The sequence below is a fragment of the Zobellia laminariae genome (assembly GCF_030553095.1).
GTDB lineage: Bacteria > Bacteroidota > Bacteroidia > Flavobacteriales > Flavobacteriaceae > Zobellia > Zobellia laminariae.
In genome coordinates this window covers 2,042,300-2,069,195 of sequence record NZ_CP130738.1, presented here as the reverse complement: position 1 = coordinate 2,069,195, position 26,896 = coordinate 2,042,300, and the positions used below count along the sequence as shown (strand labels likewise).

Annotated in this window: 19 protein-coding genes, 1 tRNA gene and 4 pseudogenes; 11 read left to right on the top strand and 13 right to left on the bottom strand. The window is 35.7% G+C overall.

What is annotated here, in order from left to right:
• Positions 1-157 precede the first annotated feature (157 nt).
• Positions 158-1,465 carry an exopolysaccharide biosynthesis polyprenyl glycosylphosphotransferase gene (locus tag Q5W13_RS09790; RefSeq protein ID WP_304446157.1) on the bottom strand — a complete coding sequence of 436 codons (1,308 nt, stop codon included), beginning with the start codon at positions 1,463-1,465 and terminating at the stop codon, positions 158-160.
• Positions 1,466-2,342: 877 nt separating this feature from the next.
• Here Q5W13_RS09790 and Q5W13_RS09785 point away from each other — a divergent pair.
• Entirely contained in the window at positions 2,343-3,665 is a 1,323-nt protein-coding gene (locus Q5W13_RS09785) for an ATP-dependent 6-phosphofructokinase (protein ID WP_304446156.1), read from the top strand.
• Positions 3,666-3,726: 61 nt separating this feature from the next.
• On the opposite strand, the gene glgP (Q5W13_RS09780) is transcribed toward Q5W13_RS09785, so the two are convergent.
• The 5 genes and pseudogenes from glgP (Q5W13_RS09780) to Q5W13_RS09760 all read right to left on the bottom strand — a co-directional run bounded on the left by glgP (Q5W13_RS09780) (position 3,727) and on the right by Q5W13_RS09760 (position 9,841).
• Entirely contained in the window at positions 3,727-4,389 is a 663-nt protein-coding gene (gene glgP, locus Q5W13_RS09780) for an alpha-glucan family phosphorylase (RefSeq protein ID WP_304446155.1), read from the bottom strand.
• Positions 4,347-5,399, bottom strand: a complete 1,053-nt coding sequence (glgP, locus tag Q5W13_RS09775; protein WP_304446154.1) for an alpha-glucan family phosphorylase — start codon at positions 5,397-5,399, stop codon at positions 4,347-4,349. Before glgP (Q5W13_RS09775) ends, glgP (Q5W13_RS09780) begins: the two co-directional genes overlap by 43 nt.
• A gap of 137 nt (positions 5,400-5,536) precedes the next feature.
• Positions 5,537-7,172, bottom strand: a pseudogene (pckA, locus tag Q5W13_RS09770) (phosphoenolpyruvate carboxykinase (ATP)).
• A gap of 24 nt (positions 7,173-7,196) precedes the next feature.
• Complete coding sequence (locus Q5W13_RS09765; RefSeq protein ID WP_304446153.1) at positions 7,197-9,035, bottom strand: SLC13 family permease; 1,839 nt, start codon at positions 9,033-9,035, stop codon at positions 7,197-7,199.
• A 20-nt stretch (positions 9,036-9,055) separates the two neighbouring features.
• Positions 9,056-9,841: a universal stress protein gene (locus Q5W13_RS09760; RefSeq protein ID WP_155595102.1), complete on the bottom strand. Its 786-nt coding sequence runs from the start codon at positions 9,839-9,841 to the stop codon at positions 9,056-9,058.
• Positions 9,842-10,179: 338 nt separating this feature from the next.
• On the opposite strand from Q5W13_RS09760, the gene Q5W13_RS09755 reads away from it, so the two are divergent.
• From Q5W13_RS09755 to Q5W13_RS09730, 6 genes are all read left to right on the top strand, one after another.
• Entirely contained in the window at positions 10,180-10,419 is a 240-nt protein-coding gene (locus tag Q5W13_RS09755; RefSeq protein ID WP_304446152.1) for a hypothetical protein, read from the top strand.
• A gap of 143 nt (positions 10,420-10,562) precedes the next feature.
• Positions 10,563-11,528, top strand: coding sequence for a hypothetical protein (locus Q5W13_RS09750; RefSeq protein WP_304446151.1), 966 nt, complete (start codon positions 10,563-10,565; stop codon positions 11,526-11,528).
• A gap of 147 nt (positions 11,529-11,675) precedes the next feature.
• Positions 11,676-12,860, top strand: a complete 1,185-nt coding sequence (locus Q5W13_RS09745; RefSeq protein WP_304446150.1) for a hypothetical protein — start codon at positions 11,676-11,678, stop codon at positions 12,858-12,860.
• Between the two features lie 489 nt (positions 12,861-13,349).
• Entirely contained in the window at positions 13,350-14,612 is a 1,263-nt protein-coding gene (locus Q5W13_RS09740) for an Nramp family divalent metal transporter (RefSeq protein ID WP_304446149.1), read from the top strand.
• 4 nt (positions 14,613-14,616) lie between these two features.
• Positions 14,617-15,270 (top strand): type I phosphomannose isomerase catalytic subunit, encoded by a 654-nt coding sequence (locus Q5W13_RS09735; protein ID WP_304446148.1) that lies wholly within the window; start codon positions 14,617-14,619, stop codon positions 15,268-15,270.
• On the top strand, positions 15,248-15,712 hold the full coding sequence (locus Q5W13_RS09730; RefSeq protein WP_304446147.1) for a hypothetical protein: 465 nt from the start codon (positions 15,248-15,250) through the stop codon (positions 15,710-15,712). The genes Q5W13_RS09735 and Q5W13_RS09730 overlap by 23 nt, the downstream gene beginning before the upstream one ends.
• A 178-nt stretch (positions 15,713-15,890) precedes the next feature.
• On the opposite strand, the gene Q5W13_RS09725 is transcribed toward Q5W13_RS09730, so the two are convergent.
• The 7 genes and pseudogenes from Q5W13_RS09725 to rseP all read right to left on the bottom strand — a co-directional run bounded on the left by Q5W13_RS09725 (position 15,891) and on the right by rseP (position 23,075).
• Positions 15,891-16,502 (bottom strand): glycoside hydrolase family 16 protein, encoded by a 612-nt coding sequence (locus Q5W13_RS09725; RefSeq protein WP_304446146.1) that lies wholly within the window; start codon positions 16,500-16,502, stop codon positions 15,891-15,893.
• Entirely contained in the window at positions 16,478-17,983 is a 1,506-nt protein-coding gene (locus tag Q5W13_RS09720) for a PKD domain-containing protein (protein ID WP_304446145.1), read from the bottom strand. The genes Q5W13_RS09725 and Q5W13_RS09720 overlap by 25 nt, the downstream gene beginning before the upstream one ends.
• A 295-nt stretch (positions 17,984-18,278) precedes the next feature.
• Entirely contained in the window at positions 18,279-18,416 is a 138-nt protein-coding gene (locus Q5W13_RS09715; protein ID WP_304446144.1) for a helix-turn-helix transcriptional regulator, read from the bottom strand.
• Positions 18,417-18,604: 188 nt separating this feature from the next.
• Positions 18,605-19,831 (bottom strand): triple tyrosine motif-containing protein, encoded by a 1,227-nt coding sequence (locus tag Q5W13_RS09710; RefSeq protein WP_304446143.1) that lies wholly within the window; start codon positions 19,829-19,831, stop codon positions 18,605-18,607.
• Positions 19,832-19,895: 64 nt separating this feature from the next.
• A complete protein-coding gene (locus Q5W13_RS09705; RefSeq protein WP_304446142.1) occupies positions 19,896-21,038 on the bottom strand; it encodes a ligand-binding sensor domain-containing protein in 1,143 nt (380 codons plus the stop codon).
• Between the two features lie 529 nt (positions 21,039-21,567).
• Positions 21,568-21,641, bottom strand: a tRNA-Asn gene (locus Q5W13_RS09700).
• Positions 21,642-21,717: 76 nt separating this feature from the next.
• Positions 21,718-23,075, bottom strand: a pseudogene (rseP, locus tag Q5W13_RS09695) (RIP metalloprotease RseP).
• Positions 23,076-23,253: 178 nt separating this feature from the next.
• Here rseP and Q5W13_RS09690 point away from each other — a divergent pair.
• From Q5W13_RS09690 to Q5W13_RS09675, 4 genes and pseudogenes are all read left to right on the top strand, one after another.
• Entirely contained in the window at positions 23,254-23,928 is a 675-nt protein-coding gene (locus tag Q5W13_RS09690) for an SCO family protein (protein WP_304446141.1), read from the top strand.
• Between the two features lie 193 nt (positions 23,929-24,121).
• A pseudogene (locus Q5W13_RS09685) lies at positions 24,122-24,370 on the top strand (FeoA family protein).
• Positions 24,367-26,606, top strand: a pseudogene (gene feoB, locus Q5W13_RS09680) (ferrous iron transport protein B). Before Q5W13_RS09685 ends, feoB begins: the two co-directional pseudogenes overlap by 4 nt.
• Before the next feature lies 1 nt (position 26,607).
• Complete coding sequence (locus Q5W13_RS09675) at positions 26,608-26,757, top strand: hypothetical protein (RefSeq protein WP_304446140.1); 150 nt, start codon at positions 26,608-26,610, stop codon at positions 26,755-26,757.
• Positions 26,758-26,896: the final 139 nt, after the last annotated feature.

The window sequence follows — 26,896 nt, the reverse complement described above, 5'->3', positions numbered from 1 at the left end:
ACATATTTTCAAAAGAATTGAGCGCTGTTTTTTTCTCTACCTGGTTTAATTGTCATGTTTTAAATTTTGCTTAGATCTATTTCTTTTAATGTTTTTTAGACTATTATAGAACATGTGTTTAGAATTCCGATATTGATCTACCTATATGAAGATTTTTTTAAAACGCTTTTTTATGATGACTTCCAAAAATAGTTAAGAAAATTATTTTCAGATCTAACCATGGGCTCCAATTTTCTATATACCACAAATCGTGATTTACTCTTTGGTTTTTCTGTTCATCAGTAACAGTTGGACCTCTCCATCCGTTTACTTGCGCCCAACCGGTAATACCCGGTTTAATATAGCTTCGAACCATATAATGGTTAACACTTTTTCTAAAATCGTTTTGTAAATTTATCCTATGTGGCCTTGGACCAATAACGCTCATTTCTCCTCTAAGAACATTAAAGAATTGCGGTAATTCATCCAAATCACCCTTTCTTAAGTACTTGCCTATACGGGTTATCCTAGGGTCATTAACAATTGTTGATTGCGTACCACTTGTGGGATCTTGCGATACTGACATAGTTCTAAATTTAAAACATTTAAATGTTTTACTTGCCTCACCTTTTCTACTTGGCGTATAAAAGATAGGTCCTTTAGAATCTATTTTAATAAGAATAGCTATGATTATGAACAACGGAGAAAGTAGAATCAAAACAAAAAAAGCAAAACAAAAATCAAACAATCGCTTCAATATAGTTGACCTAAAATGATCTAGTGGTGATTCTCTAAGTTTGAAAACAGCGAGATCACCCATAGTAACCGCTTTGTAATTTTTTGACTTTAGAAGTGGATTTTTAGGAATCAACTTTACACGCACTCCAAAACTATCGGCTATCTTAATAGTCTCCATAATTTTATCATACTTCATGCCGGCCATAGCTATAAAAATATCGTCAATACGATTATTAGCTAAGGCTTCTGATAAATCATCAACACCTCCAAAAATATTGAAATTCATGACATTCTTAGGTCTGTCCTCTTTATTCTCCAAGTAACCCATTATATTATAACCATATTGGGTCATTGCATTGGTAAAACTTTTAATATTGCTATCATCATAACCAGAACCTATTAGCAGAGTATCAGAAAAAAGATGCGAAGCCCTTTTCTTCAAATACCTTAACAGATACTTATGACTAACCAAATTAAGATAGGAAAATATAAAAATTGGGATTATAAAAGTTGATCTCGGAAAATACCTGATTTTCAGTAAAATAACAACACTAATTACAAAACCCACAAAGAAGAACAAGGAAGTAACAATACTTTTAAAATAACCGAAATTAGGATCAAAATAAAATTCACTATTACGGATATACATTATAATTACCAGCCAAGTAATATTATAAATAACCATTAAACGAACCATATTAAAAAGAATGGCTGTATCACTAAAAGTGAAATCCGGCAGATTGAACATAAAACAAATAGTCAGTACTACATTTAAGAGAACAAACTCAAATGCCAGTAAATTTATAAGTATGAACCTGTTTTTTGAATTCATGAGGGGGGAAAACTAATTTTTTAAAATATAATTGGTTGTAAATATTCTTTAGCGCATTAAGCAGCTACCAAATATATGAATGAATTAATTAACATTTGACGATTATCACCTCTACTACGATAATTGACATAAATATTAGTCAATCGGCATTTTATTAAGTAAAATTTTACTAGATGTTTAGACAAATTCATCTAAACACTACAAAAATTCTCTTCTTTAAAAATGTTTTGGGGCAGAATAAGAATAGTAGAATTAAGGCTCAAACAAGATAACGTATTTTTACACACTATATCTTATAAACCAGATAATTACACTTAAATTTTTCTGTAAAACTAAAACGTAATATAAAAAGTACGTGTACCCAAGTTGTTCCGATTACTTTACTTACCAATTCCGAAACCAAATCATTTTATATATCTGAATTTCAATTGGTTTATTTAGAATAACACACCTCACTCAACTCACTTACAATTAACAAAAAAAGCCACTTTTAAAATGTTAATTTCATATCACACATTTAATACTTAAAAAGACTAAAAACACCATTACAAAAGTTTACTTGACTTACAACCTCAATTCACGAAAAAGCATCTTCTATTAGTAAGCATTGGCACATTGAATACTTTTGAATCCACACTTTTCAAATTGTCAATTCCTCATGAAAAAATTGAGTTAAAAGCACTTAGTGTACTATATTTTTCCAGTTTCCATAAAAAAATGATTTTTCTCGTCTGCGTAAGATATACTCCGTAATTTTAAAGCAAGTTATGTGTACGTAAAATCCATCAAGACTATGAGCTCTGAAACAAATTTTAATATTTCCTCACTAGGAGCAAATACTTTCTCATCTCCCATAAACCTTAGTAAGACCACAGGAGATAAAATATTTAATTTCGTAGAAGAACACGATAGAATTTTAGCGGACGTTTCCCTAGAGAATTTTAATACTTGCATTGAAAATGAAACTAGCCCTGCATGTTTAGAAAAAGCCGGACCCAGAGAAAAACTCTTTTTTGATTCTAAAAAAACTACAGCTGCAATTGTTAGCTGCGGCGGACTTTGCCCTGGAATAAACAATGTCATACGCGGCCTTGTCATGGCTTTACATTATTTCTACGGTGTAAAACGGATTCTAGGTGTGCAATATGGCTACGAAGGTCTTATTCCTGAAAACGGACATGAGTTTATAGATCTTGTCCCGGACAAGGTAAAAGACATACATGAATTTGGAGGCACCATACTCGGTTCTTCAAGAGGTGCTCAATCTGTAGAAAAAATGGTAGACTCCCTTGTGAAAAATAAAATTGATTTATTATTCACCATTGGTGGAGATGGTACTCTAAAAGGAGCGAATGCCCTTGGTGATGAGATAGAAAAAAGAGGATTAGACATTTCAATTATAGGCATTCCTAAAACGATTGATAATGATATTGATCTTATTGACAAGTCGTTCGGCTTTGAAACTTCGTTTGATGTGGCAAGCCCTATTATTAGGGATGCACATAATGAGGCCACAGGAGCATTCAACGGCATATCTATTGTAAAACTAATGGGTAGGGATAGCGGCTTCATCGCAGCTTCTACCGCAATTGCAATGCCTGTAGTTAATTTTGTTTTCGTCCCCGAAATGGACTTTCAGCTCGAGGGTGAAAACGGCTTTTTAGAGGCTCTCAAAAAAAGACTTAACCAAAAACGGCATGCCGTAATCGTGGTTGCCGAAGGAGCTGGTCAACATTTATTTGGTGAAGATAGTAAGACCTACACGGACGCATCTGGTAATATAATTCACCAAGACATTGGCTTACTATTAAAGCATCGTATAAAGGCATATTTTGATGCCGAAGACATGAAATGTACTATCAAATATATTGACCCTAGTTACATTATACGCAGTGCTCCCGCCAATGCCAACGACAGTCTTTTCTGCAATAGATTAGCTTATCATGCCGTACACGGAGCAATGGCCGGAAAAACCAAATTTGTTGTGGGTAGACTAAATAACAAATTTGTTTATCTGCCCATTTCGAAGGTTGTCAATAAGCGAAAAAAAATTAATATGGAAGGTGAATTCTGGTTTAGTGTCTTACAAAGTACTGGCCAACCTTTTACCATGTAAAACATATAAAAAAAGGGGAAAGCAATTAGCTTTCCCCTTTTTTTATACATTCAAATTACTATCATTTTTCTTGTAAGTATAGTTCTTTGTAATATTGCTTTGCCATGCGTTCGCTTGTAAATTCTGGAACGACATCGTCAATAGCTTTAAAAACAATTTTATTCCATTCGTTTGGCTTATCATAGAAAGTAGGTAAGATCTTTTCTATTAAAATATCATACAAATTATTACTATCTATATAATCCTGCTGATGTGTGGGTAAATTGAAATCAATTGCAGGTAGCACGAAACAATTTTTTTCATCTTGAGCAAATTCTGGAATCCAACCGTCATCGGTAGATAGGTTAACCGACCCATTAAATGCCGCGCTCATTCCGCTTGTACCAGAAGCTTCCCTAGTAATTCTTGGTGTATTCAACCATACATCAGAGCCTTTTTTCAACTTTTGCGAAAGTTCAATTTCATAACCGGTTAATACAGCTAGGTTGGGTCTATATTTAGTATAATTCACCAATCTATTAAAAACGTCAATAGCGTAACCATCAGTTGGGTAAGGTTTTCCTGCCCATATAATCTGAACAGGCCGTTCACTATTGCTCAAAAGCTCTTCTAGTCTGTTAAGGTCACGTAATAATAAATCCGCTCTTTTATACTCAGCAAATCGTCTTGCCCAAACTATGGTCAACACTTCTGGATCAAAAATTTTGCCCGTTTGCTCAAGCACTTCTTCAAAGAGACTTTTCTTAAGTTCTTTTTTCTTTTAACAAAAGACTTAGCATCTTTCTTTTTCCATGCTTTTTTCACCTCATCATCCTGCCAAAAAAGCAAGTTTTGAGCATTGGTAATAGGTATTATTTTGGCTGTCCCTGAAAAATCCTTCCACATATTAGCAGCAACTACAGCGTGTAATTTTGATACCGCATTTGCCGTACCCGCGAACCTTAATGCCGCCACTGTATGGTTAACATTATCACCGTTTGTCATTTTCTGACGTACTTGTTCATCAGAAAATCGTTCTCCAAAAAAGCCTAAATTATTTAGATAATACGCATTGTTCTCTACATTACCGGCTCTTTCAGGTGTGTGGGTCGTAAAAGCCATCTGAGCTTTGCTACCTTGATTCTGCAAATAGTAAAAAGCGGGCAGGGCATGACCTTCATTAAGGTGATAAACATCTGCACCACCCAAGGCCTCAATAATTTTCGCTCCCCCAATTCCAAGAACTATACTTTGAGCCACACGAGTCTCTTGGTTTGAATCATATAAATTATTGGTAATGCTACGAGAAAGAAAATCATTGCCTTCAACATCGGTAGTTAAGAAATAGATAGGAGCAGAACCAAAAACTTCAGGCTTAAGCACAAGAGCACGAACTTTTACCTGATAATTGTTATTTACCCTAACTTCTACCTCAAGACCAGAATCTTCTAGAAAACTATAGTTTTTTTCAACAAAATCTACCCGTAGAGTTTGATCTCTATTTCTATTTTGGTCATAGTATCCGTATTTCCATAAGATACCAACACCAATTACATTCTGCTTTAAATCGTAAACAGATCTCATGTGTGAACCTGCAAGAAAACCTAAACCACCAGAATAGGTTTTTAAACCTTGGTGCAAGGCAAATTCCATACTAAAATAAGCTGTTCTTTTGCTGAATTCCTTCGCTACCTTATAAGGATGATTCCAAGTAGCAAGTTTATTCTTTACGTTGTTATCAAGAGTTGTTTCCATAACTATAAAATTCAATTTGATTGATGCAATTCTTTAAATGAACCTATTGAAAAGGTCTTGACTTTTTTATGTAAAAACAAAAGTCAAGACCAGTTCATTCCTTAAAAATGTAACACAATTTCGTTTATAAATAAATTTTAGATATCACTATCCATTATCTGGTGAGCGTCAATTAATGGCCCGCCGTTTATAACTTCATCCGAAGCTTGGTTAATGAATTTATCAAAATTCAAATGAAACGAATGTGCTAGCTGTATAGCTTTACTAATATATGCTCCTTTCTGAAGCCAAGTATTCATTGGATCCAACAGTTCCGTAGGTACATTATGACAGTATTTAGGCATATGTAAACCAAAAATAGGGTGTTGTTCAAAATCTACTTTTTCCAACTCGCCTTCTAAAATTGAAGAAATCATGGCACGAGTATACTTCAATTTTATTCTTGACCCTACACCGTAAGGACCTCCACTCCAACCTGTGTTCAACAACCATACATTAACACCGGCCTCAGTCATTTTTTTACTTAGCATTTCTGCATACTTAGTTGGGTGCAATGGCATAAATGGCTCTCCAAAACATGCGGAAAAAGAAGGAACAGGCTCGTTAATACCAGCCTCGGTACCTGCTACTTTTGCTGTGTAACCAGATATAAAGTGGTATGCAGCTTGCCCTGGTGTAAGTTTTGATACCGGTGGCAATACTCCAAAAGCATCACAGGTTAAAAAGAAAATATTTTTTGGATTATCTCCGTAAGAAGGTACTTGTATATTATCAATATGATTGATAGGATAACTAACCCTTGTATTTTGAGTGATAGAACTATCTGAATAGTCAACCTCTTTTGTTCCTTCTTTAAAAACTATGTTTTCTAACAAAGCACCTGGGCGGATAGCACGGAAAATATCTGGCTCTTTCTCTTCCGTAAGATCAATTACCTTAGCATAACATCCTCCTTCAAAATTGAATACAATATTATCTGCTGTCCAACCATGTTCATCATCTCCTATAAGTTTACGGTTAGGATCTGCGGACAAGGTAGTTTTTCCTGTTCCCGAAAGTCCAAAAAAGATAGCCGTGTCACCATCCTTACCGTAATTAGCAGAACAGTGCATTGGTAATACATTTTTCTCAATTGGCAGAATAAGGTTTAAAGCCGAAAAAATACCTTTTTTCATTTCTCCTGTATAAGCAGACCCTGCAACCAAGGCTACTTTTCTTGTGAAATCCAAAATAGAGAAATTACCAGCTCTTATTCCAAAAGCTTCCGGGTCTTTTGCTACGAACTTCAGGAGCACAAAGAACTACCCATTCTTCTTCAAAATTTTCAATTTCATTATCGTTCAATTGAATGAACATATTCTTAACAAAATAATTTGACCATGGGTATTCCGTAATCGTACGGACATTCATTCTATATTCTGGTGCAGCGCCTACATAAGCATCTCGCACATATACTTCTGTGTCGGATAAATAGTTAGCAACTTCATCATAAAGCTTATTGAAATTTGCAGAATCTAGAGGTTTGTTTATTCTACCCCACCACACTTTGTCTGCGGTATAATCATCTTTTACAATAAAACGGTCTTTTGGAGACCGACCGGTAAATTTACCTGTATTTACACATAAGGTACCATTCTCTGTTTCTGCACCCATACCTTTCTCAACAGTTAATTTCTGAAGAGTTTCTCCGTCTAGGTTCCAGTTAGCTTTTACATTTTTCAGCCCGTACTTTTCAAGATTTGCGTTTTTGGGCATTCGTGATAATGTTTCCATAATTCTATTTTTTAGTGGTTCATATTAAAAGGGCCATATTACTGGCACCAAAAGCATTGTTGCCATAAAAAGCAACAGTAAAAGTGGCCCACCCACTTTTACATAATCTATAAATTTATATCCTCCTGCTCCCATAACCATGGCGTTTGTGGTGGTTCCCACAGGAGTTAAAAAAGCTGTAGAGGCGCTAATAGCTACAGTAATCATAAAGGGTTTAGGAGAAACTCCTAAAGAAAGTGCCGCCATGAGCGCAATAGGCGCCATTAAAACTGCGGTAGCAGAATTATTAATCGTCTGACTAAAAGCTGTGGTCACCAAAAATATCCCTCCCAAAAGCACTACGGGGTGAATATCTCCCAAATAACTAACCAATCCATTAGATATCATTTCTGCAGCTCCAGTCTTTTGCAAAGCAATACCCATAGGTATCATAGCAGCAATCATGACCACACTTGTCCAACTAATACCTTTATAGGCCTTTGATATAGGAACACAGCCGGTAATCATTACTATTCCTGCACATATTAAAGCAGCAATAGCACTTGGCATTACCTTTAAGACCAACAATAAAATCATTAATATTAAAGTCCCCAATGCGATGTACGACCTTGGCGTAAGGACATCTACGTCTTTTGCCATTGCTTCTGGACTACCAGAAACTACTAAGTTCTCATATACATTATTTAAAGCTTCAATATTTTCCCAAGAGCCCCTAATTACAAATGCATCACCTGCTTTTATGGTTACATTCTTATCTCCAATAGGTTTACCGTCTCGTGAAGCCCCTAACAACTGTATGCTCCACTTGTTTAAATATTTACCCATTGGCAAGGTTTTACCAACGAAAAAAGAGGTGGGCGTAACAATCATTTCTACCATACCAACTTCTTGATTAATAAGCTCTCTTTTTACTTCAGATGACTTAAACTCTTTAGGAATTAGCCCTAGTTTGAACGCTAAGATTATCCTATCTACATCTTTGGCCGTACCCTTAACCGTTATAATATCATGGTAACGCATCTGCGTATCCGGTTCCGGAAATTCAACATAAGGTGGTGTGCCTTTTAAAACACTAGGGTGTCTACGGCGTAAGCGCATAACAGATACATTGTAATTTTTCTCAAAATCCCAACTTCCAATTTCAGTCCCAATCAATTCTGACATAGAACGAATACGTAAGCGATACATATTGTCTCCAATACTATAGTTCTTAATCCATTTATGAACTTCAGAATCTATATTTACAGGCTTATCTTCTGTTTCGTGATTTGGTAAAAGACGGTATCCTATAAATTTAAAATAGAGTATCACTATTAACAATAGAGGAAGGCCTACCAGAGCAAATTCAAAAAATGAAAATGAAGGGATTCCATTTTCAGTCAAGACGTTGCTTACAATAATATTAGGTGGTGTTCCCGTTAAGGTCAAAAGACCACCAGTGTTAGAGCCAAACGCTACAGGCATAAGTAATTTTGATGGCAGAGTTCCTGCCTTCCAAGCTGCTGAAACCGTAACCGGAAGCAATGCTGCTACCGTACCCGTATTACTAACAAAACCAGAAAGAACACCTGAACCTAAAGTAACCAAAATCAATAATTTGGATTTACTTTTACCGGCCCACTCAACAAACTTTTTACCAGCAAGGGCAGTCCAACCCGTTCTTGCGAGGCCCTCTCCAATAATGAATAGCGCCGCAATCATTATTACAGTTGGGTTACTGAAACCGCTCAAGCTTTCTTCCATATTAAGAACACCAACAAGGTATAACGCCAACATAGACATTAAAGCCACCACATCCGGAGGAAAACGCCCCCAAATAAATAAAGCGATGGTCACTGCCAAAATCACAAACAGTATAGTCATGAATTCTTTATTTATGGGTGCTAATCAATAGCTAATACTGGGATTTGCGAATGTAACGTGAACATTTCTGTAAGTGCTCCTTTTGAAGGTTCGCTCTTTTTTGAGTGGTTATTAGGAAGAATTGCTATCATATCCAATTCCTTATTAGACGCATACTCAAGCACCCCTTTTACTACATCAGGATTTTCTATAAATACATGTTCTGAATAGAAATCTTCAAGATAGTACTCTAATGAATTTTCATTCTTTTCTTCTGTTGAAGAGTAGCCGTATATTCCTTCACTGTTTTCAATAGTGATTACATATACTTTGGCATTAAATCTTCTTGCCACCTTAAGCAAGGTATCAAGAACACTCTTGTCCTCTATTTCTTCTTTCCCTAGTACTAAACCAATATTCTTGATTTCAATTTTATTAGTAACAAAAGGAACAACCAAAACCGGACAGTCAATCTCTAGTACTAATTTTGAAGTATTTGTTGGTGAAGAATCTTCATTGTCAAATGCGCCAAACGTACCCATAATAATAAGGTCTACCTGTTCATCTTCTTGAATTTTAACCAATGACTCGGTTAATTCGCCATTAATGGCAATCCATTCAATTTTATTTTTAAGAATCTTAGCATATTCCTCTTCAACAGCTTTAAAAGCTTCTTTAAGGACATCTATATCATGGGCCTCAGAAACATACCCTAGAATAATCTTAAGGTCTTTATCTTGACCTACATAGTGTACAGCATAGTCCAATGCTTTTTTTGCCGTTTTTGAAAAGTTGAACGGAATTAGAATTGTAGGATTTTTTTTCATCTTGCTTGTATTTTAATTATTCATTGTCAAAGTTAAGTCCTCATCTGTGCCTAAAATATGACAGATGTCATATAGTTAAAATTAGGATTGATATAAATTGCACCATAATTAAAAACCCTCTATAAGATTACAAAAACACCTTAATTACAGAACTTTACATATGATTAAATTTATGTTACCAAGCTATTATCTTTAAAAAAGGAGAAAGGTATCACGAAAAATTTCTATTCTTTTACGAAGAGCAAAACCATGAAATTTTAATCAAAAAGATGATAAGTTTCACAAAACGAAATTCAATTATATAAGAATTATCTTATAATAAAAGTAATCCACAAATAATGAACAAAGCCCTAGTAAGACAGATTACTGCGTTCATTTTTATTCTTTTTAGTGTCGGTCAAGTCTTTGCTCAGACAAATGATAGTACGGCACTTAGGACTAAAAAATTAAAATTCTTTTTAAATGACGAAAAGACCCACTGGCTGGCGGTGCACATGTACACCCAACTTTGGATGAGAATGAACGATAACAATCATAAGCAGCACAATTTCAGACGCACCAGAACACTATACTTATGATGTTTCTGTTAGACGTTTTAGATTGGGATTTCAGGCACAGGTTAGTGATAGACTTTGGGTTTATTCACAGTTCGGAATCAATAACCTCAACTACCAGTCACCTCGTGGCACATCATTAGATTTATTAGATGCGCATGCAGAGTATGAAGTCACCAAATCTTTGTCCATTGGTGCTGGAAAAACAGCCTGGACAGGGCTTTCCCCGCTATTCGGCCCCCAACACTTCAAAGTTGCTCACCAATGACTTGCTTCTACTGGCGCTGCCAACAGATGGTGAGGCAGATGACCTTATCCGTAAACTAAGTGTCTATGCTAAAGGAAAGTTGGGACGGCTAGATTACCGCATAGTGGCTTCTAAACCATTTTTATCCAGCAATAACAGTGATGCTGAAGAAGAGCCTGAAGAGAATATCGCAAAGTTTAATGATAGAATGAAGGGTGGTATCTATTCCACCTATCTAAAATGGGAGTTCTGGGATGCTGAAGCAAACCGTATTCCTTTTAGTAATGGGACTTATTTGGGCGAAAAGAAGATACTTTCTATAGGAATAGGTGGCGAATACCAGAATGATGCCCTATCTACGACTAAAAACGATACCGAAGTATTTCATAACATGGTACTCTGGTCCGTGGATGCATTTCTAGATTTACCGATAGATACTGCAAAAAAGACAGCCGTTACCGCTTATTTAGGTTATTTCAATTACGATTTTGGACCTAATTATATACGAAATACAGCTACCAACAATACTACACTAACATTAGATAATAGTCAAGCATCCTTTAACGGACCCGGAAATGCTTTTCCTTCGGTGGGAAGTGGCAACTCCATCTATATGCAAATGGGGTACCTTTTTCCAAGTATGGGACGAACCAAATATTATGGAAAATTACAGCCTTATGCTGCTGTACAGTATTCTGATTTTGACCGCCTGGACGAACCCATGACCTATTATGACTTAGGAGTTAATTGGTTTCTTAAAAATCACCTTTCTAAATTTTCGCTCAGTTTACAGAATAGGCCTATTTACAATTCTACAGACCAAGGTCTTGAAGTTGATTCTAGAAAATGGTCGGCTGTGCTACAATATATTATACGAATTGAATGAAGTACTGGCGAACATATGGAGTGATACTCTACTTTTTGGTAATTGGACCTTGTCTTTCCACTATTCAGGCGCAGTCCAAACCAAGTAATAATAAGCTTCTCTTTTATTTAGATAATGAAAAAGAGCAATGGCTTAAAATAAGTACCTATGCCCAAATTTGGGCACGTAATACACAAAATAATCCTAAGTACTATAAACGACAGACCAGCATCCTCAACTACAGATATCTCTATTAGGCGCTTTAGACTAGGATTGAGCACAAGTCCTTGGGCAGAAACAACATTCTTCTTTCAACTGGGGGTGAATAACCTTAATTACCTATCCTCTCGCGGTACTTCGGTAGACTTATTAGACGCATATGTAGAGCATAAATTGTCTAATTATATTGCTGTGGGCGGAGGTAAATCTGCATGGAACGGTTTATCAAGATATACATCGCCAAGTTCATCTAAAATGATAGCTTATGATATAAGTTTTATTGCTCTGCCTACACTGAACGGTACTGATGATCTTATCCGTAAGCTTAGCATATATGCAAAAGGGAAAATAGACAAGCTAGATTATCGGCTAGTTTTGGCAAAGCCCTTAGCTATTCAGAACAGTACAAACCTAAATGCTGAACCAGTAGAAGGACTAGCTAGTTTTACCAATAAGAAACCCAATGTACAATACTCCAGCTATTTGAAATATGAATTTTTAGATGCAGAAAGTAATGCCTCTCCTTTTCTTAGTGGCTCTTATCTAGGTAAAAAAAGAGTCTTCAATCTAGGCATAGGCTATACGCTTCAACCCAATGCTTTATGGTCTTTGGAGAACAATAAAGAGCAATTTCATGATTTAAAACTTTTTGCCGCTGATATTTATCTAGACTTCCCCCTAAAATTCAATCCAGAAATGGTAATTACGGCATATTTAGGCTATTTTAACTATAACTTTGGACCAGGTTATATAAGGCAAATAGGAGCCAACAATCCGGTAAATGGTTTATTATCTACAGAAGAAACTTATAGTGCCAAGGGAAATAGTTACCCTGTATTAGGTACAGGAGAAGCTTTATGGGGACAGTTGGGCTATCTTTTCCCGACTATGGGAAAAGATAATAACAAAGGCAGGTTACAGCCTTACATTTCTGCTCAATATTCCGACTTTGACGCCATTCCATCTCGAATACTACAATATGATTTTGGTATGAATTGGTATCTAAATGGGCACTTATCTAAATTATCAATAAACGCTCAAAACAGACCTATTTATAGTAACTCCGAAGAAGGCATATTAAAAGATGGTCGCAAATGGATGTTCGTTATGCAATATCAATTTAGAATAGACTAATTCCTTAATAGTGGGGTAACACCTCCTAAGGAATGAAGCCTCAACATCACAGCATATTTAAAACTGATTGTTCTTTATAAGTTTATCTACGATTTCTAAAATTCCGAACGGGCTCAAAAGAACCTATTTAGGACGCACAAATCTAATGTAGGTAGGATTTCACTTAAAGAAGAAATTTCAAAACCGATAATTAGTATAATATCTTTTTATGATTCGAACAAAAACATTATTCAATTATCTCTAATTCCCTTGATTATTAACGAAATATTGATATATTTGGTTAACCAATCTGGTTTACCAATAAAATATAAATTGAATACGGATAACCTTTTAGTTGTCTTGTTTACGATAAATTCTTTGAATTAGCTTTTAGAATTTACTGATCTGTTACAGGTCAGTAAATTCTTTTTTTTACGGCCGTTTCAAAGTCTTGGAATATATTTATTCGACCCTTTCAGCTCTCAATCACGAATAAAAAAACTACTGAAAATGGAAGATAAAAAGCAAAATTGGCGTACCAAATTCTCCGCTTACATCGCTCTATTTTTGCCGGGCATATTCTTACTTGGTCTAAACATAGGCACAGGCAGTGTTACCTCTATGGCTAAAGCAGGAGCCGATTATGGCATGTCTTTACTTTGGACTATTTTGGCCTCTTGCCTTACTACCTATTTCATGATTAACCTTTACGGACGCTATACGCTCGTAACAGGCGAAACAGCTTTACAAGCTTTTAAAAAACACATACACCCTGCAGTAGGTATATTTTTCATCATTGCACTAACCGTAGGCGTTTGCGGTAGTGTTATGGGAGTAATGGGTATTGTTGCAGATATCTGTTTTGAGTGGTCAATAACAATAGTAGATGGTGGTATATCTCCCATTTATTTTGCCCTTCTTTTTATATCCATGGTATATTTTATATTTTGGAATGGTAAGACACAGTTTTTTGAAAGAGCATTAGCCGTTATAGTAGCCATAATGTCCGCCAGCTTTTTACTGAATTTCTTTATTATGATGCCGCCACCTATAGATATCATAAAAGGTTTCATACCAACAGTCCCAGAAACGATAAGTGGTGAAAAAGGCCCGCTTTTAATTATTGCTTCCCTCATAGGTACAACTGTTTTTTCAGGTCTATTTATCATCCGAACTACTCTGGTTAAAGAAGCTGGCTGGACTATAAACGATTTAAAAAAACAAAGAAACGACGCATTGTTTTCAGTAACTCTAATGTTTCTTATAAGTGGCTCTATTATGGCTGCCGCTGCTGGTACTTTGTTCGTAGAAGGCATACAGCTCTCAAGAGCTTCTCAAATGATTGAATTATTAGAGCCTTTGGCCGGTAGTTTTGCCACATCAATTTTTGCGGTAGGTATAGTTTCTGCAGGTGTATCTTCCCAGTTTCCTAATATTTTAATGCTACCCTGGCTCATCTGCGATTACAACGAATCTGAACGCGATATGAGCTTGCCAAAATACAGACTCATCGTTTTTATAATTTCACTATTAGGTTTGGTTGTACCTGTTTTTGACGCTCAACCGGTCTTTGTAATGATTATCAGTCAAGCATTAAATGCTATTATTCTGCCCCTGACTGTTCTAGGTATTTTTTACTTGGTAAACAGAAAAGATTTAATGGGCACTTATAAGGCCGATGTTAAGTCGAATGTTATTTTAACCCTCATATTAATTTTTGCAATTTTCACCTCAGTTACTGGTATTAAAGGTGTTATTGAACTCCTAAACTAAAAACATGGATAACGATTTACAGAAATACGCCCAAATTCCTTTAAAGCAAATTTCAAACCGAGTATGGCGTACCTACTCTGGAGGAGCATTAATCGATAAATGGAAAAAAGATTCCCCGGAAGTAGACAACAGTTTTCCCGAAGAATGGATTATGTCTACGGTAACTGCCAGAGGCAAAAATAGACCTGAGGACGAAGGACTTTCTAAAGTAGAAACTAAAGATGGTTTAATGCCTCTTAAAGACCTAATAGAAAACAATAAGGAGTTGTTCTTAGGGAAAAAAGTGGCTGAAAAATTTGGCTCTACAGGCGTATTGATAAAAATGCTCGATTCACAAGAGCGTTTAACCATTCAAGTACATCCTGACAAAACCTATGCGAAAGACATCCTTAATTCTTCGTTCGGCAAAACAGAATCATGGTACGTTCTTAACACCAGAGAGATAGACGGCGAAAAAAGTGTGGTATACATGGGATTTAAAAAAGGAGTTACCAGAGAAAAATGGGAAGAACTTTTTGTAAATCAAGATATAGAAGGCATGTTAAACAGTCTTCATAAAATAGAAGTAAAAATAAGGCGATGCTTTTATGATTTATGGAGGTGTACCCCATGCTATTGGAAGCGGATGTTTCCTAATGGAAGTACAGGAACCTACTGATTATACCATGCGCGTGGAGAAAGTGACTCCCGCAGGATTGGAAATCTCCCAAGAGTTGATACACCAAGGAGTGGGAGAACAAAAAATGCTAGATTGTTTCCATTATGACAATTACACCCTAGAGGAGGCAATGGATAAATGGAAGGTAAAACCTAAAACTTTAGACTCTTCTGATAATCATACACACAATACGATCTTCAATAAAACCCACACAGACTGTTTTGGCCTTAGTGAACTGTATTTAGATGGTGAATATTCAATTCCTTCTAATGGCGGCTTCTATGTAGTTGTAGCGTATCAAGGAGAGGGCACATTACAATGCAATGGAGAAGAATATCCATATAAGCAAGGTGATGAGATTTTTATATCAGCAGCTATAGAAAATGTTACTTTCAAATCTACTGTGAGTTCTAAACTGTTACTTTGCTACCCTCCTAGTTAGGAGATATAGCATAGGTTTACTTTATATACACCAAGGTAACGATATCGAAACCTATTGTTTTGAAAAAATAGTTTAATTATAGGTAATAATTAAATTCTTATACCAGAAGAAGTATATAAATAAAAAACGGCCAATGGAATAAAATCCATTGGCCGTTTTTTATTAAATTTAATTGAAATTATTGATAGACTTTTATATAATCTACCTCCATAGTATCTTGGGTAAAAGCAGGGTCAATTACACCGCCCAAACTACCACCCATCGCGATATTCATTATAAAAAAGAAATCATTGTTAAATGGGGTATCAATAGAATTCACAAAACTAGTGTGTATTAGCTCATCATCAACTACGAACTTAATACTCTCTGGGGTCCATTCCACCGTATAGTTATGAAATTCAGATGTTGCTGTAGGTAAAGAAGTTGAATTTGTTACTGCATTACCACCGGAATTACTAGGATAATGTAAAGCACTGGAAACGATATTTGAATTGTTCCCTACATGTTCCATGATATCAATTTCTCCACTTGCAGGCCATCCCACTTCATCAAAGTTAGCACCTAAAGCCCATAATGCAGGCCATGTACCTCCGGCGGAAGGCAGTTTAGCTCTAACTTCTACTCTACCATAGGTAAACTCATACAAATTTTCAGATTTAATTCGTGCAGAAGTATATGCGGCGTTGCCAACAGGGCTAACCCCAAAATCAAAGAACAATACCACTCTATCATAGGTAAACGCCGGTGCAGTACTAAGATCAAAAGTTAGTGTTTCCCATGCTTCAGACACCGTAGTATTAGCATCAACCTCAAAGAATTATGGTCATTGGCTTGGTTTTCAATTTTTAACCTAATTACAGCTCCAACAGTTGGAGACCAAGTCTTTATACTAATAGTTGAATATGTACTCAAATCTAATGGAGTGGATGTATCAAAGAAAGACCCTCCCCAAATCTCGGCACCATTAGTCTTTAAAGATTCGCCCACTTTTGTTGATGTATTTTCTCCCTTAGTATCAGGGTTATCAATAACAGAAGAAGAAGCTCCTCCAAAGTTGGTAAATACAGGAGCAGTTCCTTCAAAATTTTCCACTTCGGAAATTGCTCCTCCAGCACCAACCAAAGTTATATCATCATAATAATGCTTGGTACCGCTTGCATCACCTGAACCTATAGCGGTAATTTTCAGCATACCGTCTTCTACCTTAACGTTTTCAGGATTACTAGTATAGTCTTGGGCCTCACCATTTCCCCAGCCACCTGCTCCTAAATCATAAGTCCAATTTACTGGATTTGGTGCGCCATCCACATCAAACTCATCAGACCAAACCAGATTGGTGTATACGGTCTCAAGAGACTCCTCTCCTCCTCCGGTTGCAGCTTCTGAAGTAAACCTAAGATACCACGCTAAATCTGGATTTTCACTATCATAAGTACGTACATATAATAGATCCTCACTAATCGAAAGAACTTCATAGGAAGATGAACCTACATAATAACTCATAAACCCACCATCAGAAAAATCCATTTGCGTGCCGGTAGTTTCTCCTTCGGGAACATTACCTGAAACCATTGTTATAGTCACATTTTTGGTGCCTGAGGTATCGTAATCATAACAGTAATCTTCATCTGCTGTCCCACCAGCCACATCTTTATGACCGACGTTAAAGAAAGTTTGCCCCTTATTGTCAAGCACATAAGAAACTTCTCCATTATTATCTACCGAAAAGGTCAACTCATCATCGCAAAAGCAATCTGAGAGTTCGTCACTACATTTTTCAAAAGCCTGAGACGAATACCATTTAGGATACCACCAATCTCCATCAATACCTTCCCGCGCTGGTCCTAAGCCCAAATGACTGGGTTGTGCCACTCCAACAAACCATGTTTTTGAATCTCCATTGGTAAGCAAGTTTACAAAGTCCGAATTGGTAACAGGTAAATCTATAGTCACCACCACCGTTTCAGTTAGCGTAGTGCCATCTGAGCCAGTGGCCGTAATTGTCACCGTATAGGTATTCTGACCAGCTTCGGTATACCTATGTACAGTATAACCAGTAAGTGATTCTCCAGTAGTACCGTCCCCAAAATCGTACTCTACTAAAGTGGCACCCGATACCGTAGTTTTAAAGATAACATCTCCTGAACCATCAGTTTTAACTTCTGCATTTGGAGAAAAATTTGTTAATGGTAAATTTCCGCGAATGTCGTCATCGTCACAGCCTATTGAAATCATAAGCAACATTGCAATCATATACTTCATTTTTTTCATAGTCTCTTTTATTTAGTTTTTTTAGTTTAAAAGTATTCGTATTTAAGTTCCTATTATAAAACCAATAATAAGCTTTAAAGTCATTAGCAAATTATTGTATTGTTTTTATAAAAACATAAAAAGAACCCATACAAAAAACATACAAACTAAAATTAAGCGCTAAATTTTATCAAATCATCAATATTATATACTTATGAAGAGTAATTTGACAATCACCATGAATCCACCCAAATATTCCTAATACTAGAGTTTTGTATAGGTAATGTTGTGGTAAGATCGTAGTATGTTGTGGAATCTAAATATTCATAATATGATCAGTAAGACCATCTTTATGTAGTAAGTTCATTTTTTTACGTAGACGATATCGCTTTACTTCAACGCTGCGTAGGGAAATATTAAGCAACGGAGCGATTTCTTTTGAAGATAGGTTCAATCTTAGATAAGCACATAAGCGAAGATCATTAGCGGTTAACTCTGGATGCAGATTTTTTACTTTTTTTAAAAAGTCTTTATCTGCATTATTAAAAGCATCTTCAAAAAATTTCCAATCGTCTGAATTATTAATATTTCGGTCTATTGTTCTAATTACAGATTTTACCTCAGGATTATTTGCATTCTTTTTTAATTGATCCTTGTAATGAGAAATTCATTCCTTTTAATAATGCTCATCGTTGATATGGCCAATTCCCTATTCTTATTTGCAACTTCCTCTCTCAGTTTTTCATTTTTTATCTGAACTATTTTCTTTTGCGCCTTCAACTTTTTACGCTTTAGCTTCTTTTTTCCATCGCTCAAAAGCTGTTCACGCTGTCTTCTGTAATAATTCTTATATAATCTATGAACGAAAAAACCAGATAGAAAAAAACAAAGCACATAAAGTAATATAGCCATATTAGAAAGATACCATGGCCGTTCAATCCTAAAACTATATGATGCTATATTAGTAGAAATGTCATTACCTACTCTGGCTCGCACATTAAATGTATAATTACCATATGGTAAATTTTCGAAAGAGACGTTAGAAACACTAGCAAAGTCGCTCCATTGTTCATGAATTCCTTCTAATTGATATTGGTAATTAACTTCGGTATATTTATCAAATTCGGGGACATGGTATGAAAAGAAGAGGTTATTCTGTGTATAGTTAAAAGTTGTTGTACTATCGAGAGAAATTTTTTCGGTTTCAGAATCATTCGACTTTCTTGAAATTGAATTAATCCGAATAGAGTATTCCTTGGAAGTTAACTTCTTTAAGTCTAAAGTTAGATACCCATTAGACATTCCTATTAAATACTTCTCATTATTAATAGGAGTAAGACTCTCAAAACCCAAAACACCTAAATTCCTTCTAACATCCGAAGGAATTGCTATTTTATTGATTTTTGAGCTTGAGTTAAACTTCTCAGGAGAGGCATATACAATATTACTATTTGTAAAAGACCATAGGCGCTTTGATTGTTCGTCAGCTATAAAAATACCCACAGGGTTATCATTATTGTCATAAAAAATAGTAGTGAGCACAGTGTCAATAACAAAAGTTTGGGTATTCTCGTTATATTTAAAAATACCATTATTACTAGCATACAACACATTTCCCAGATAAGTTGATAAACTTGCTCCGGTACCCTTTGAAGCTTCGTTTTTTTCCTCAACTACTTTGGAGAAATCATTATCTAATTCCAATTCAAAAATACCTTTGAACTCACGATTCACAGCTACTTTAGTATCACCAATAAATTCTAAAAAACGACTTGAAATACCAAAGCCTTCAATTTTATTCTTAAACACCCAATTACCGTTAATTCTTTCAAGCACACTCAACCCATTAAAGTTACCTTGTAACAACATGTCTCTATGGTTTGGTATGTCCTTGATATCCCACGTTCCATAAAAATTTGAAATCAATTTAGCCTTATTCTTGGCTCACAGCATAAGTCCCATTGTTGTGCCCACAAAAAAGCACATCATCAAATTTCTTTAAAAGCCAGACTTGACCCTCTGTACCACTAATAAGCTCAAAGTCACCTTTCGAATTTATTCTCTTATAAAACAAGCCTTGGTTAGTTCCCAAATAGAAATAATCTTTAAACACAGCAGAGGCGTAAACTACCCCTAATTTTCCATTCCTATCAATATATTCATTAAAAGGGGAGTCTATATTAATAATACTAATACCATTATCCAGAGCCAACCACAGGTTATGTTCAACATCTTCCAAAATGGAGAGTACCGTGTTATTGTTTAATCCATTTTCTTGATCGATATTGGTTATAACATCACCCTTCTTACTAATAAGATAGATTCCGTGAGAAATCGTACCTAAAGCAATACTACCATCTGCTAATTGAATACTACTGTAAACATTTACGGCATTAGACTGTTCTTTAAGCGGATTGTGCCATGGTACTAAATCTTCATTTTCCAGAAAGTAAAAATCTCCCTTTTCTGTAACTAGTATAGTTCTGTTGTTAACAGAAAAAATACCAGCAACAACGAATTTCTTTAACAGATAATGATTGGATACCAATACTTTTTCGCCATTCTCTATTTTAAAGAGGCCATTGACTATACTATGAAAATAGATGGTTCCATTAATATTGAATATTTTTGCCCTACTAGTCCTAGTTTCAATCACTTTAACAGAGTTATCAGAAACATTGTAAACGTATATGCGCTCTAAACTTTGAAATAGTATATAATTATCCAACGTCACAATATTCCAGAACTCCTCATCTTCTAATAACTCAACGGGCAACTTGTTGCTTATTGAATTATAAAACAACTCTCCATAGCTATTTCTTTTCCAAAAACCGAACTCCATATAACAACCTGTATAAACCAGACCCATAAATGCTTTTACTGATCTTAAAGTTGAACCATTTGGTGATGGATATAGATTCCAGTTTATTCCATTGAACTCTAGCAATCCTCCATTGTTGGCTGCATACACATATTTATCATCAGACTGAGAGAGCGACCAATTTTGGTTTTGAGCCCCATAATCGACCGGACTATAGTTTTGAATAGGAGGTAGCTCTTGGGAAAAAATTCCCATTGAAAAAAAAAGAAAAAATAGCTCAAAAGACCTTAACACCATTTAATTAAATATATGAATGTGTACTTCTAAATATAGGGTTTGTAACACCAATAATCAATTTAGTCTTATTATAGTTGGGTCTAGATAAACCTTAGAGGTTCCTAAGTTGCTGTTAGTAGGCTAACTCACTCAATATTATTATTGTTGTTTTTAAAGCAAAATCATTATACTTGATGAAGACTCCTTGTTTTCTTTAAATAGGGAAATTTAATGTTTAAAGGGCATTTATTCTTTTGACTTAGTTAGTGCTGTTTAATTACAGAACTGAATGGGCAAGCTTTGATTTTTCCCTGACCAATTGACACGCAATTCAGAAAGTGAGTCTCCAGTGATAACTAATAGCTCACCGAATAGGCTCTCTTATTTCTCCGAAAAACTTGACAAGTTGACTTTTATAAGAAGAATTGACTTGGGACTAAACCCACTCCAAACCCAACAAATACGTATAAAAACAAGAAAAGCCAGTCTTTCGACTAGCTTTTTGTTGCTCCCCCTCTTGGGCTCGAACCAAGGACCCTCTGATTAACAGTCAGATGCTCTAACCAACTGAGCTAAGGAGGAAAATATATTCGCTTAGTTTATCTAAGCGGGTGCAAATATAATAGTTTTTTTTATTGTCCCAAATAAAATTTACAATCTATTTTTCCATTAAGTATCTATAAAGGTCATTTCCGTTAGCAAACAGTATTAAAGCAAGCAATAAAAAGAAGCCAACTACCTGAGCATATTCTAAAAACTTATCACTTGGCTTACGACCTGAAACCATTTCATATAACAAAAACATTACATGACCACCATCTAACGCTGGTATCGGTAGCAAGTTCAAAACACCCAGCATAATGGATAAGAACGCCGTTGTACCCCAAAACACCTGCCAGTTCCAAGCCTCGGGAAAAAGTCCGCCAATGGCCGCAAAACCACCAACACCCTTGTAAGCACCTGTATCTGGATTAAAAATCTTTTTCAATTGTTTCAAATACCCAGTAAATGTAGTTACACCTTTATTTATTCCTGCGGGAATAGATTCAGCAAAAGTGTATTTCTCAGTCTGAATACTTAAAAGACCTCTTTTTTCCATTTCATCCATAGAAGGCATAACTGGACGTACTCCAATTTGCGAAGAATCATTGATTACTACTGGTATAACTTTACGAACACTATTATCACGTATAACGGTAAGGTTAATTTTCTGTCCTTTATACTGTTCCAAAATAGGTTTAACCTCATCAAAATAGGTAACTTTCTTCCCAGCTATCTCCATTATTTCATCCTTAGGCTCAAGGCCAGCATCAATATTTAATGATTCTGGTGAAACTTCCCCGATTAAAAATGGGAAACGAAAACTCAAAAACCGGATACGGTCTTTATCGTCAAGCAGTGTATTTATAAAATCAACAGGAATCTCCTTTTCTATAATTTCGCCATTACGGTCTATTGTAATGTTGTTTCCGTTAATAATATCCATGAAGATAGTATTGAAATCTTTGATTTTCTCACCGTCAACCGCTAGGATTTTATCTCCGGTTTGAATACCAATTTCATCACCAATGGTCTCTTCTGTAACATACACACCGTCTTTTAAACCATCTGCAGGTATAAAAGTATCGCCATAAGCATACGCCATACCAATATAAATAACCAACGCAAGAATGAAGTTTACGGTTACCCCGCCCAACATAATAATAAGTCGTTGCCAAGCTGGCTTGCTTCTAAACTCCCATTCCTTAGGCTCTTCGCTCATTGCCTCGGTATCCATGCTCTCGTCAATCATACCGGATATTTTTACATAACCACCTAATGGAAGCCAGCCAATACCATAAACGGTTTCACCTATCTTCTTTTTAAAAGAGAGAACTTAACATCAAAGAACAAGTAGAACTTCTCTACACGAGTTTTAAATAATTTAGCTGGAATAAAATGCCCCATTTCGTGCAGTACGATCAACAATGAAAGGCTTAAAAGAAATTGTATAGTCTTAATAATAAACGGACTCATCTATGTTTTCTATAATTAATGAACTCATCTTGAATTCAGCCGACAAAAGTACACTTTTACAGTCGCTTAAAAAAAATAACTGATAACCGCCATTTGATTTTAAGAAACATTTAGCAGCACTATAAGGCAGTATTGGTTGAATGCTTGTACTGACTAACGTATCTTTACCAAAAAGATTATGCGCTCTTTTTTCTCAAAATATAAATTTTTTGGTCTTGTATTATTAGGGCTCTCTGCCGTAATCATGTATCTGTTCTATAATGCGCTGCAACCACCTGAAATACTGACGGTTTACCAACCTACCATGGTTAACCCTGAACTTGTGGACAGTACAATTCAGTACAAAAGAAAATACCATACCATTGCAGATTTTTCTTTGACCAATCAAAATGGGGAAACCATAACGCAGGCCAATTATGCCGATAAAATTTATATAGCTGATTTCTTTTTTACTACCTGCCCTACCATTTGCCCAATTATGACTAAGAATATGGTGAGTATTCAGGAACGCATTAAAGATTTTGATGATGTGATGCTTTTATCACATTCGGTGACTCCAGAAATTGATTCTGTGGCGCAATTGAAGAAATATGCAGTTGAAAAAGGTGTGGATGATTCCAAATGGAACTTGGTAACAGGAGACAAAAAGCAGATATATGAACTGGCACGAAAATCATACTTAGCCGTTAAAGATGATGGTGATGGCGGTCCTTTTGACATGATTCATACCGAAAACTTCATTTTAGTGGATAAGAAAAAGCGCATCCGTGGGTTTTACGACGGCACCAATGAAGAAGAGATAGAGAAATTAATGGGGGATTTAAAAATTCTAATGGCCTCAAATAAAGAGTAATAAACCATCATGTTTGCATTCTAATAACCGAATGTATCTCTCTAAATAAAAACTACAACACTTTGTATTCTCCTAATCAATTTTCATCAACCTAAAAACTTCGCCTTTTTTAGGATTTTTTGGGATTCAACCCGTCTCTTTTAGGATAATTTATGCTACTTTTGCCCTTACTTGTAATCAATCTAAATAAACATTGGGAATTACGGTCGCACAACTAAAGAAAGGACAAAAGGGAATTATAAAAGAATTCTCTGATGGCTCCCTGCCTATTAAATTGCTAGAATTAGGTTGTTTGCCATAAGGTAATGAGATAGAATTGGTTCAGGTTGCCCCTTTTAAAGACCCTATTTATATAAACGTAAATGGTTCACATATTGCTATAAGACGTGAAACTGCAAAGCTCATTGAGCTGGAAATTATAGAAGATACCCCGGTTTTATGAGTAAACAAATTAACGTTGCACTTATAGGAAACCCCAATACCGGTAAAACTTCCGTTTTTAATCAACTGACCGGACTTAATCAGAAAGTAGGTAATTATCCAGGTATTACTGTTGAAAAAAAAGAGGGTATCTGCAAATTACCTAGGGGAATAAAAGCACACATACTAGACTTACCGGGCACTTATAGTTTAAATACAACCTCTTTGGACGAGAGTGTTGCCGTAGAGTTGCTACTGAACAAAAACGACAAGAATCACCCAGATGTGGCTATTGTTGTTTCTGATGTAGAAAACTTGAAACGAAATCTTCTTTTATTCACGCAGATAAAAGACCTTAAAATACCTGCCATTCTTGTTATTAATATGGCGGATCGTATGTCTCGCAAGGGTATAACGGTAGATATTCCACTTTTAGAGAAAAAGCTAAATACCAAGATTGCGTTGGTCAGTACCCGAAAAGGTGTTGGTATTGACAAACTTAAAGCGCTAATTTCTGATTACAAAAATCTATCTACAGTACAAAATGTAGATATTACGGTAATAGACCCCGGATATTTTAAAAAATTAAAAGAAGCTTTTCCTAATGAAGACCTGTATAAATTGTGGCTTGTTATTACGCAAGACGTCAATTTTATGCCCATTGAGAAAAAACTCTTTAAAGATGCATCGTCTTTTGCTACCAAATCTAAATCAGAATTAAAACGACTACAACAGAAAGAAACTATTCTTAGATACCAATTTATTAATGGTATCCTAAAAGGGACTTACAAAGTAGATTTGGCCATTGCCAAAGGTTTTAGGGCTTCATTAGATAAGGTTCTTACACACAAGGTTTTTGGATATGTAATTTTCATGATTATTCTCCTTACCATATTTCAGGGAATTTATGAGTGGAGCGGATACCCCCAAGATTTAATAGAAACGTTTTTTGCTTCTGCAAGTTCATGGGTAAAGGATACACTTCCGCCATGGGTGTGTTCACGGATTTAATTGCAGAAGGAATCTTAACAGGTATTGGCGGTATTGCCATGTTTATTCCGCAGATTGCTTTCTTGTTCTTGTTTATTTCTCTTTTAGAAGAAACAGGTTATATGAGCCGCGTGGTATTCTTAATGGACCGCCTTATGCGTCCCTTTGGTCTAAGTGGTAAAAGTGTTGTGCCTTTAATATCGGGTACGGCCTGTGCCATACCTGCTGTAATGGCCACCCGAACTATTGAAAACTGGAAAGAAAGACTGATAACTATACTCGTTACGCCCTTTACAACCTGTTCGGCACGGTTACCTATTTACATCATTATCATTGCTCTGGTTATACCAGAAGGTAGTTTTCTAGGGCTAGGTTACAAGGCTCTTACTTTAATGTTACTGTATTTACTTGGTTTTGGAGCCGCAATTTTTTCAGCCTTAATACTGAACAAAATATTGAAAATTAAAGGCAGGTCTTTCTTTGTTGTCGAAATGCCAAACTACAAATTACCTTTACCTAAAAATGTAGCATATACGGTCTGGGAAAAGACCAAAAGTTTTGTTTTGGGTGCAGGAAAAATCATCTTGGCCATTTCAGTAGTACTATGGTTTTTAGGTTCTAATGGTTATGCCGATGATTTTAAGAATGCTGATGAAATTGTTACTAACCGCGTTCAAACCGAAGGATTTTCAGACTTTAACCAAACAAGTATTGTAAGTGCATTATCTGCTTATGAATTGGCTATAAAAGATAGTATCAGTAGCAATGCGTACCAAATGGATGCCGCTGCCCTGTCTGATTCTTTAGCACAAAAACAAACATTTCTTGAACAGAAAGCCCTGCACCAAGAAATTTCTAGCTATAAGTTAGAAAATTCCTATATAGGATATATGGGTAAGGCCATAGAGCCCATTGTTCATCCACTGGGCTACGATTGGAAAATTGGTATTGCGGTCCTCACATCATTTGCAGCACGTGAAGTATTCGTTGGTACCTTAGCCACAATTTATAGTGTGGGTAGCGATGAAGAACAAACTATTCAAAACAGGATGGCCGCAGAAATAAACCCTAAGACAAAAAAGCCACTGTTTAATTTGGCATCCGGAGTTTCCCTATTACTGTTTTATGCGTTTGCTATGCAATGTATGAGTACATTGGCCGTGGTAAAACGAGAAACGAATACTTGGAAATGGCCTGCCGCACAACTAGTTTTTATGAGCGCTTTTGCGTATATTGTTGCCTTGGTAGCATATCAAACATTAAAATAAAATGAGCATACTTCAACCCATATTGGTTTATATAGTTTTAGCAATCTCAGTAGGTTATTTAGTGAAGAAATTCTTTTTGCCAAAAGCATTGTTTGCCCACAAAAAAGGGAACACCAAAGCTTGCGGGCAAGATGGTTGTGGTTGTCACTAATTATATTGTCAACCTGCTTAAACCGTTCATCTTCAATCTAGCAACATATTAGAGTACAGGACATTTGTCTCGCTTATTTTGTAGGTTAATTCGTTAATAAAAGGATAAATCGGTATTAAATAAATCAAAAAAACCGTGC

What these genes read in the sequence shown, in the direction of transcription:
- Q5W13_RS09735 (WP_304446148.1), top strand. Translation starts at nt 14,617, where the DNA reads ATGGATAACGATTTACAGAAATACGCCCAAATTCCTTTAAAGCAAATT.
- Q5W13_RS09750 (WP_304446151.1), top strand. Translation starts at nt 10,563, where the DNA reads ATGAAGTCACCAAATCTTTGTCCATTGGTGCTGGAAAAACAGCCTGGA.
- Q5W13_RS09730 (WP_304446147.1), top strand. Translation starts at nt 15,248, where the DNA reads ATGGAAGTACAGGAACCTACTGATTATACCATGCGCGTGGAGAAAGTG.
- Q5W13_RS09720 (WP_304446145.1), bottom strand. Translation starts at nt 17,983, where the DNA reads ATGAAAAAAATGAAGTATATGATTGCAATGTTGCTTATGATTTCAATA.
- glgP (WP_304446154.1), bottom strand. Translation starts at nt 5,399, where the DNA reads ATGGAAACAACTCTTGATAACAACGTAAAGAATAAACTTGCTACTTGG.
- Q5W13_RS09760 (WP_155595102.1), bottom strand. Translation starts at nt 9,841, where the DNA reads ATGAAAAAAAATCCTACAATTCTAATTCCGTTCAACTTTTCAAAAACG.
- Q5W13_RS09710 (WP_304446143.1), bottom strand. Translation starts at nt 19,831, where the DNA reads ATGTTGTTACAAGGTAACTTTAATGGGTTGAGTGTGCTTGAAAGAATT.
- Q5W13_RS09740 (WP_304446149.1), top strand. Translation starts at nt 13,350, where the DNA reads ATGGAAGATAAAAAGCAAAATTGGCGTACCAAATTCTCCGCTTACATC.
- Q5W13_RS09675 (WP_304446140.1), top strand. Translation starts at nt 26,608, where the DNA reads ATGAGCATACTTCAACCCATATTGGTTTATATAGTTTTAGCAATCTCA.
- Q5W13_RS09745 (WP_304446150.1), top strand. Translation starts at nt 11,676, where the DNA reads ATGCCCAAATTTGGGCACGTAATACACAAAATAATCCTAAGTACTATA.
- Q5W13_RS09690 (WP_304446141.1), top strand. Translation starts at nt 23,254, where the DNA reads ATGCGCTCTTTTTTCTCAAAATATAAATTTTTTGGTCTTGTATTATTA.
- Q5W13_RS09705 (WP_304446142.1), bottom strand. Translation starts at nt 21,038, where the DNA reads ATGGGAATTTTTTCCCAAGAGCTACCTCCTATTCAAAACTATAGTCCG.
- Q5W13_RS09755 (WP_304446152.1), top strand. Translation starts at nt 10,180, where the DNA reads ATGAACAAAGCCCTAGTAAGACAGATTACTGCGTTCATTTTTATTCTT.
- Q5W13_RS09765 (WP_304446153.1), bottom strand. Translation starts at nt 9,035, where the DNA reads ATGACTATACTGTTTGTGATTTTGGCAGTGACCATCGCTTTATTTATT.
- Q5W13_RS09790 (WP_304446157.1), bottom strand. Translation starts at nt 1,465, where the DNA reads ATGTTCAATCTGCCGGATTTCACTTTTAGTGATACAGCCATTCTTTTT.
- Q5W13_RS09785 (WP_304446156.1), top strand. Translation starts at nt 2,343, where the DNA reads ATGAGCTCTGAAACAAATTTTAATATTTCCTCACTAGGAGCAAATACT.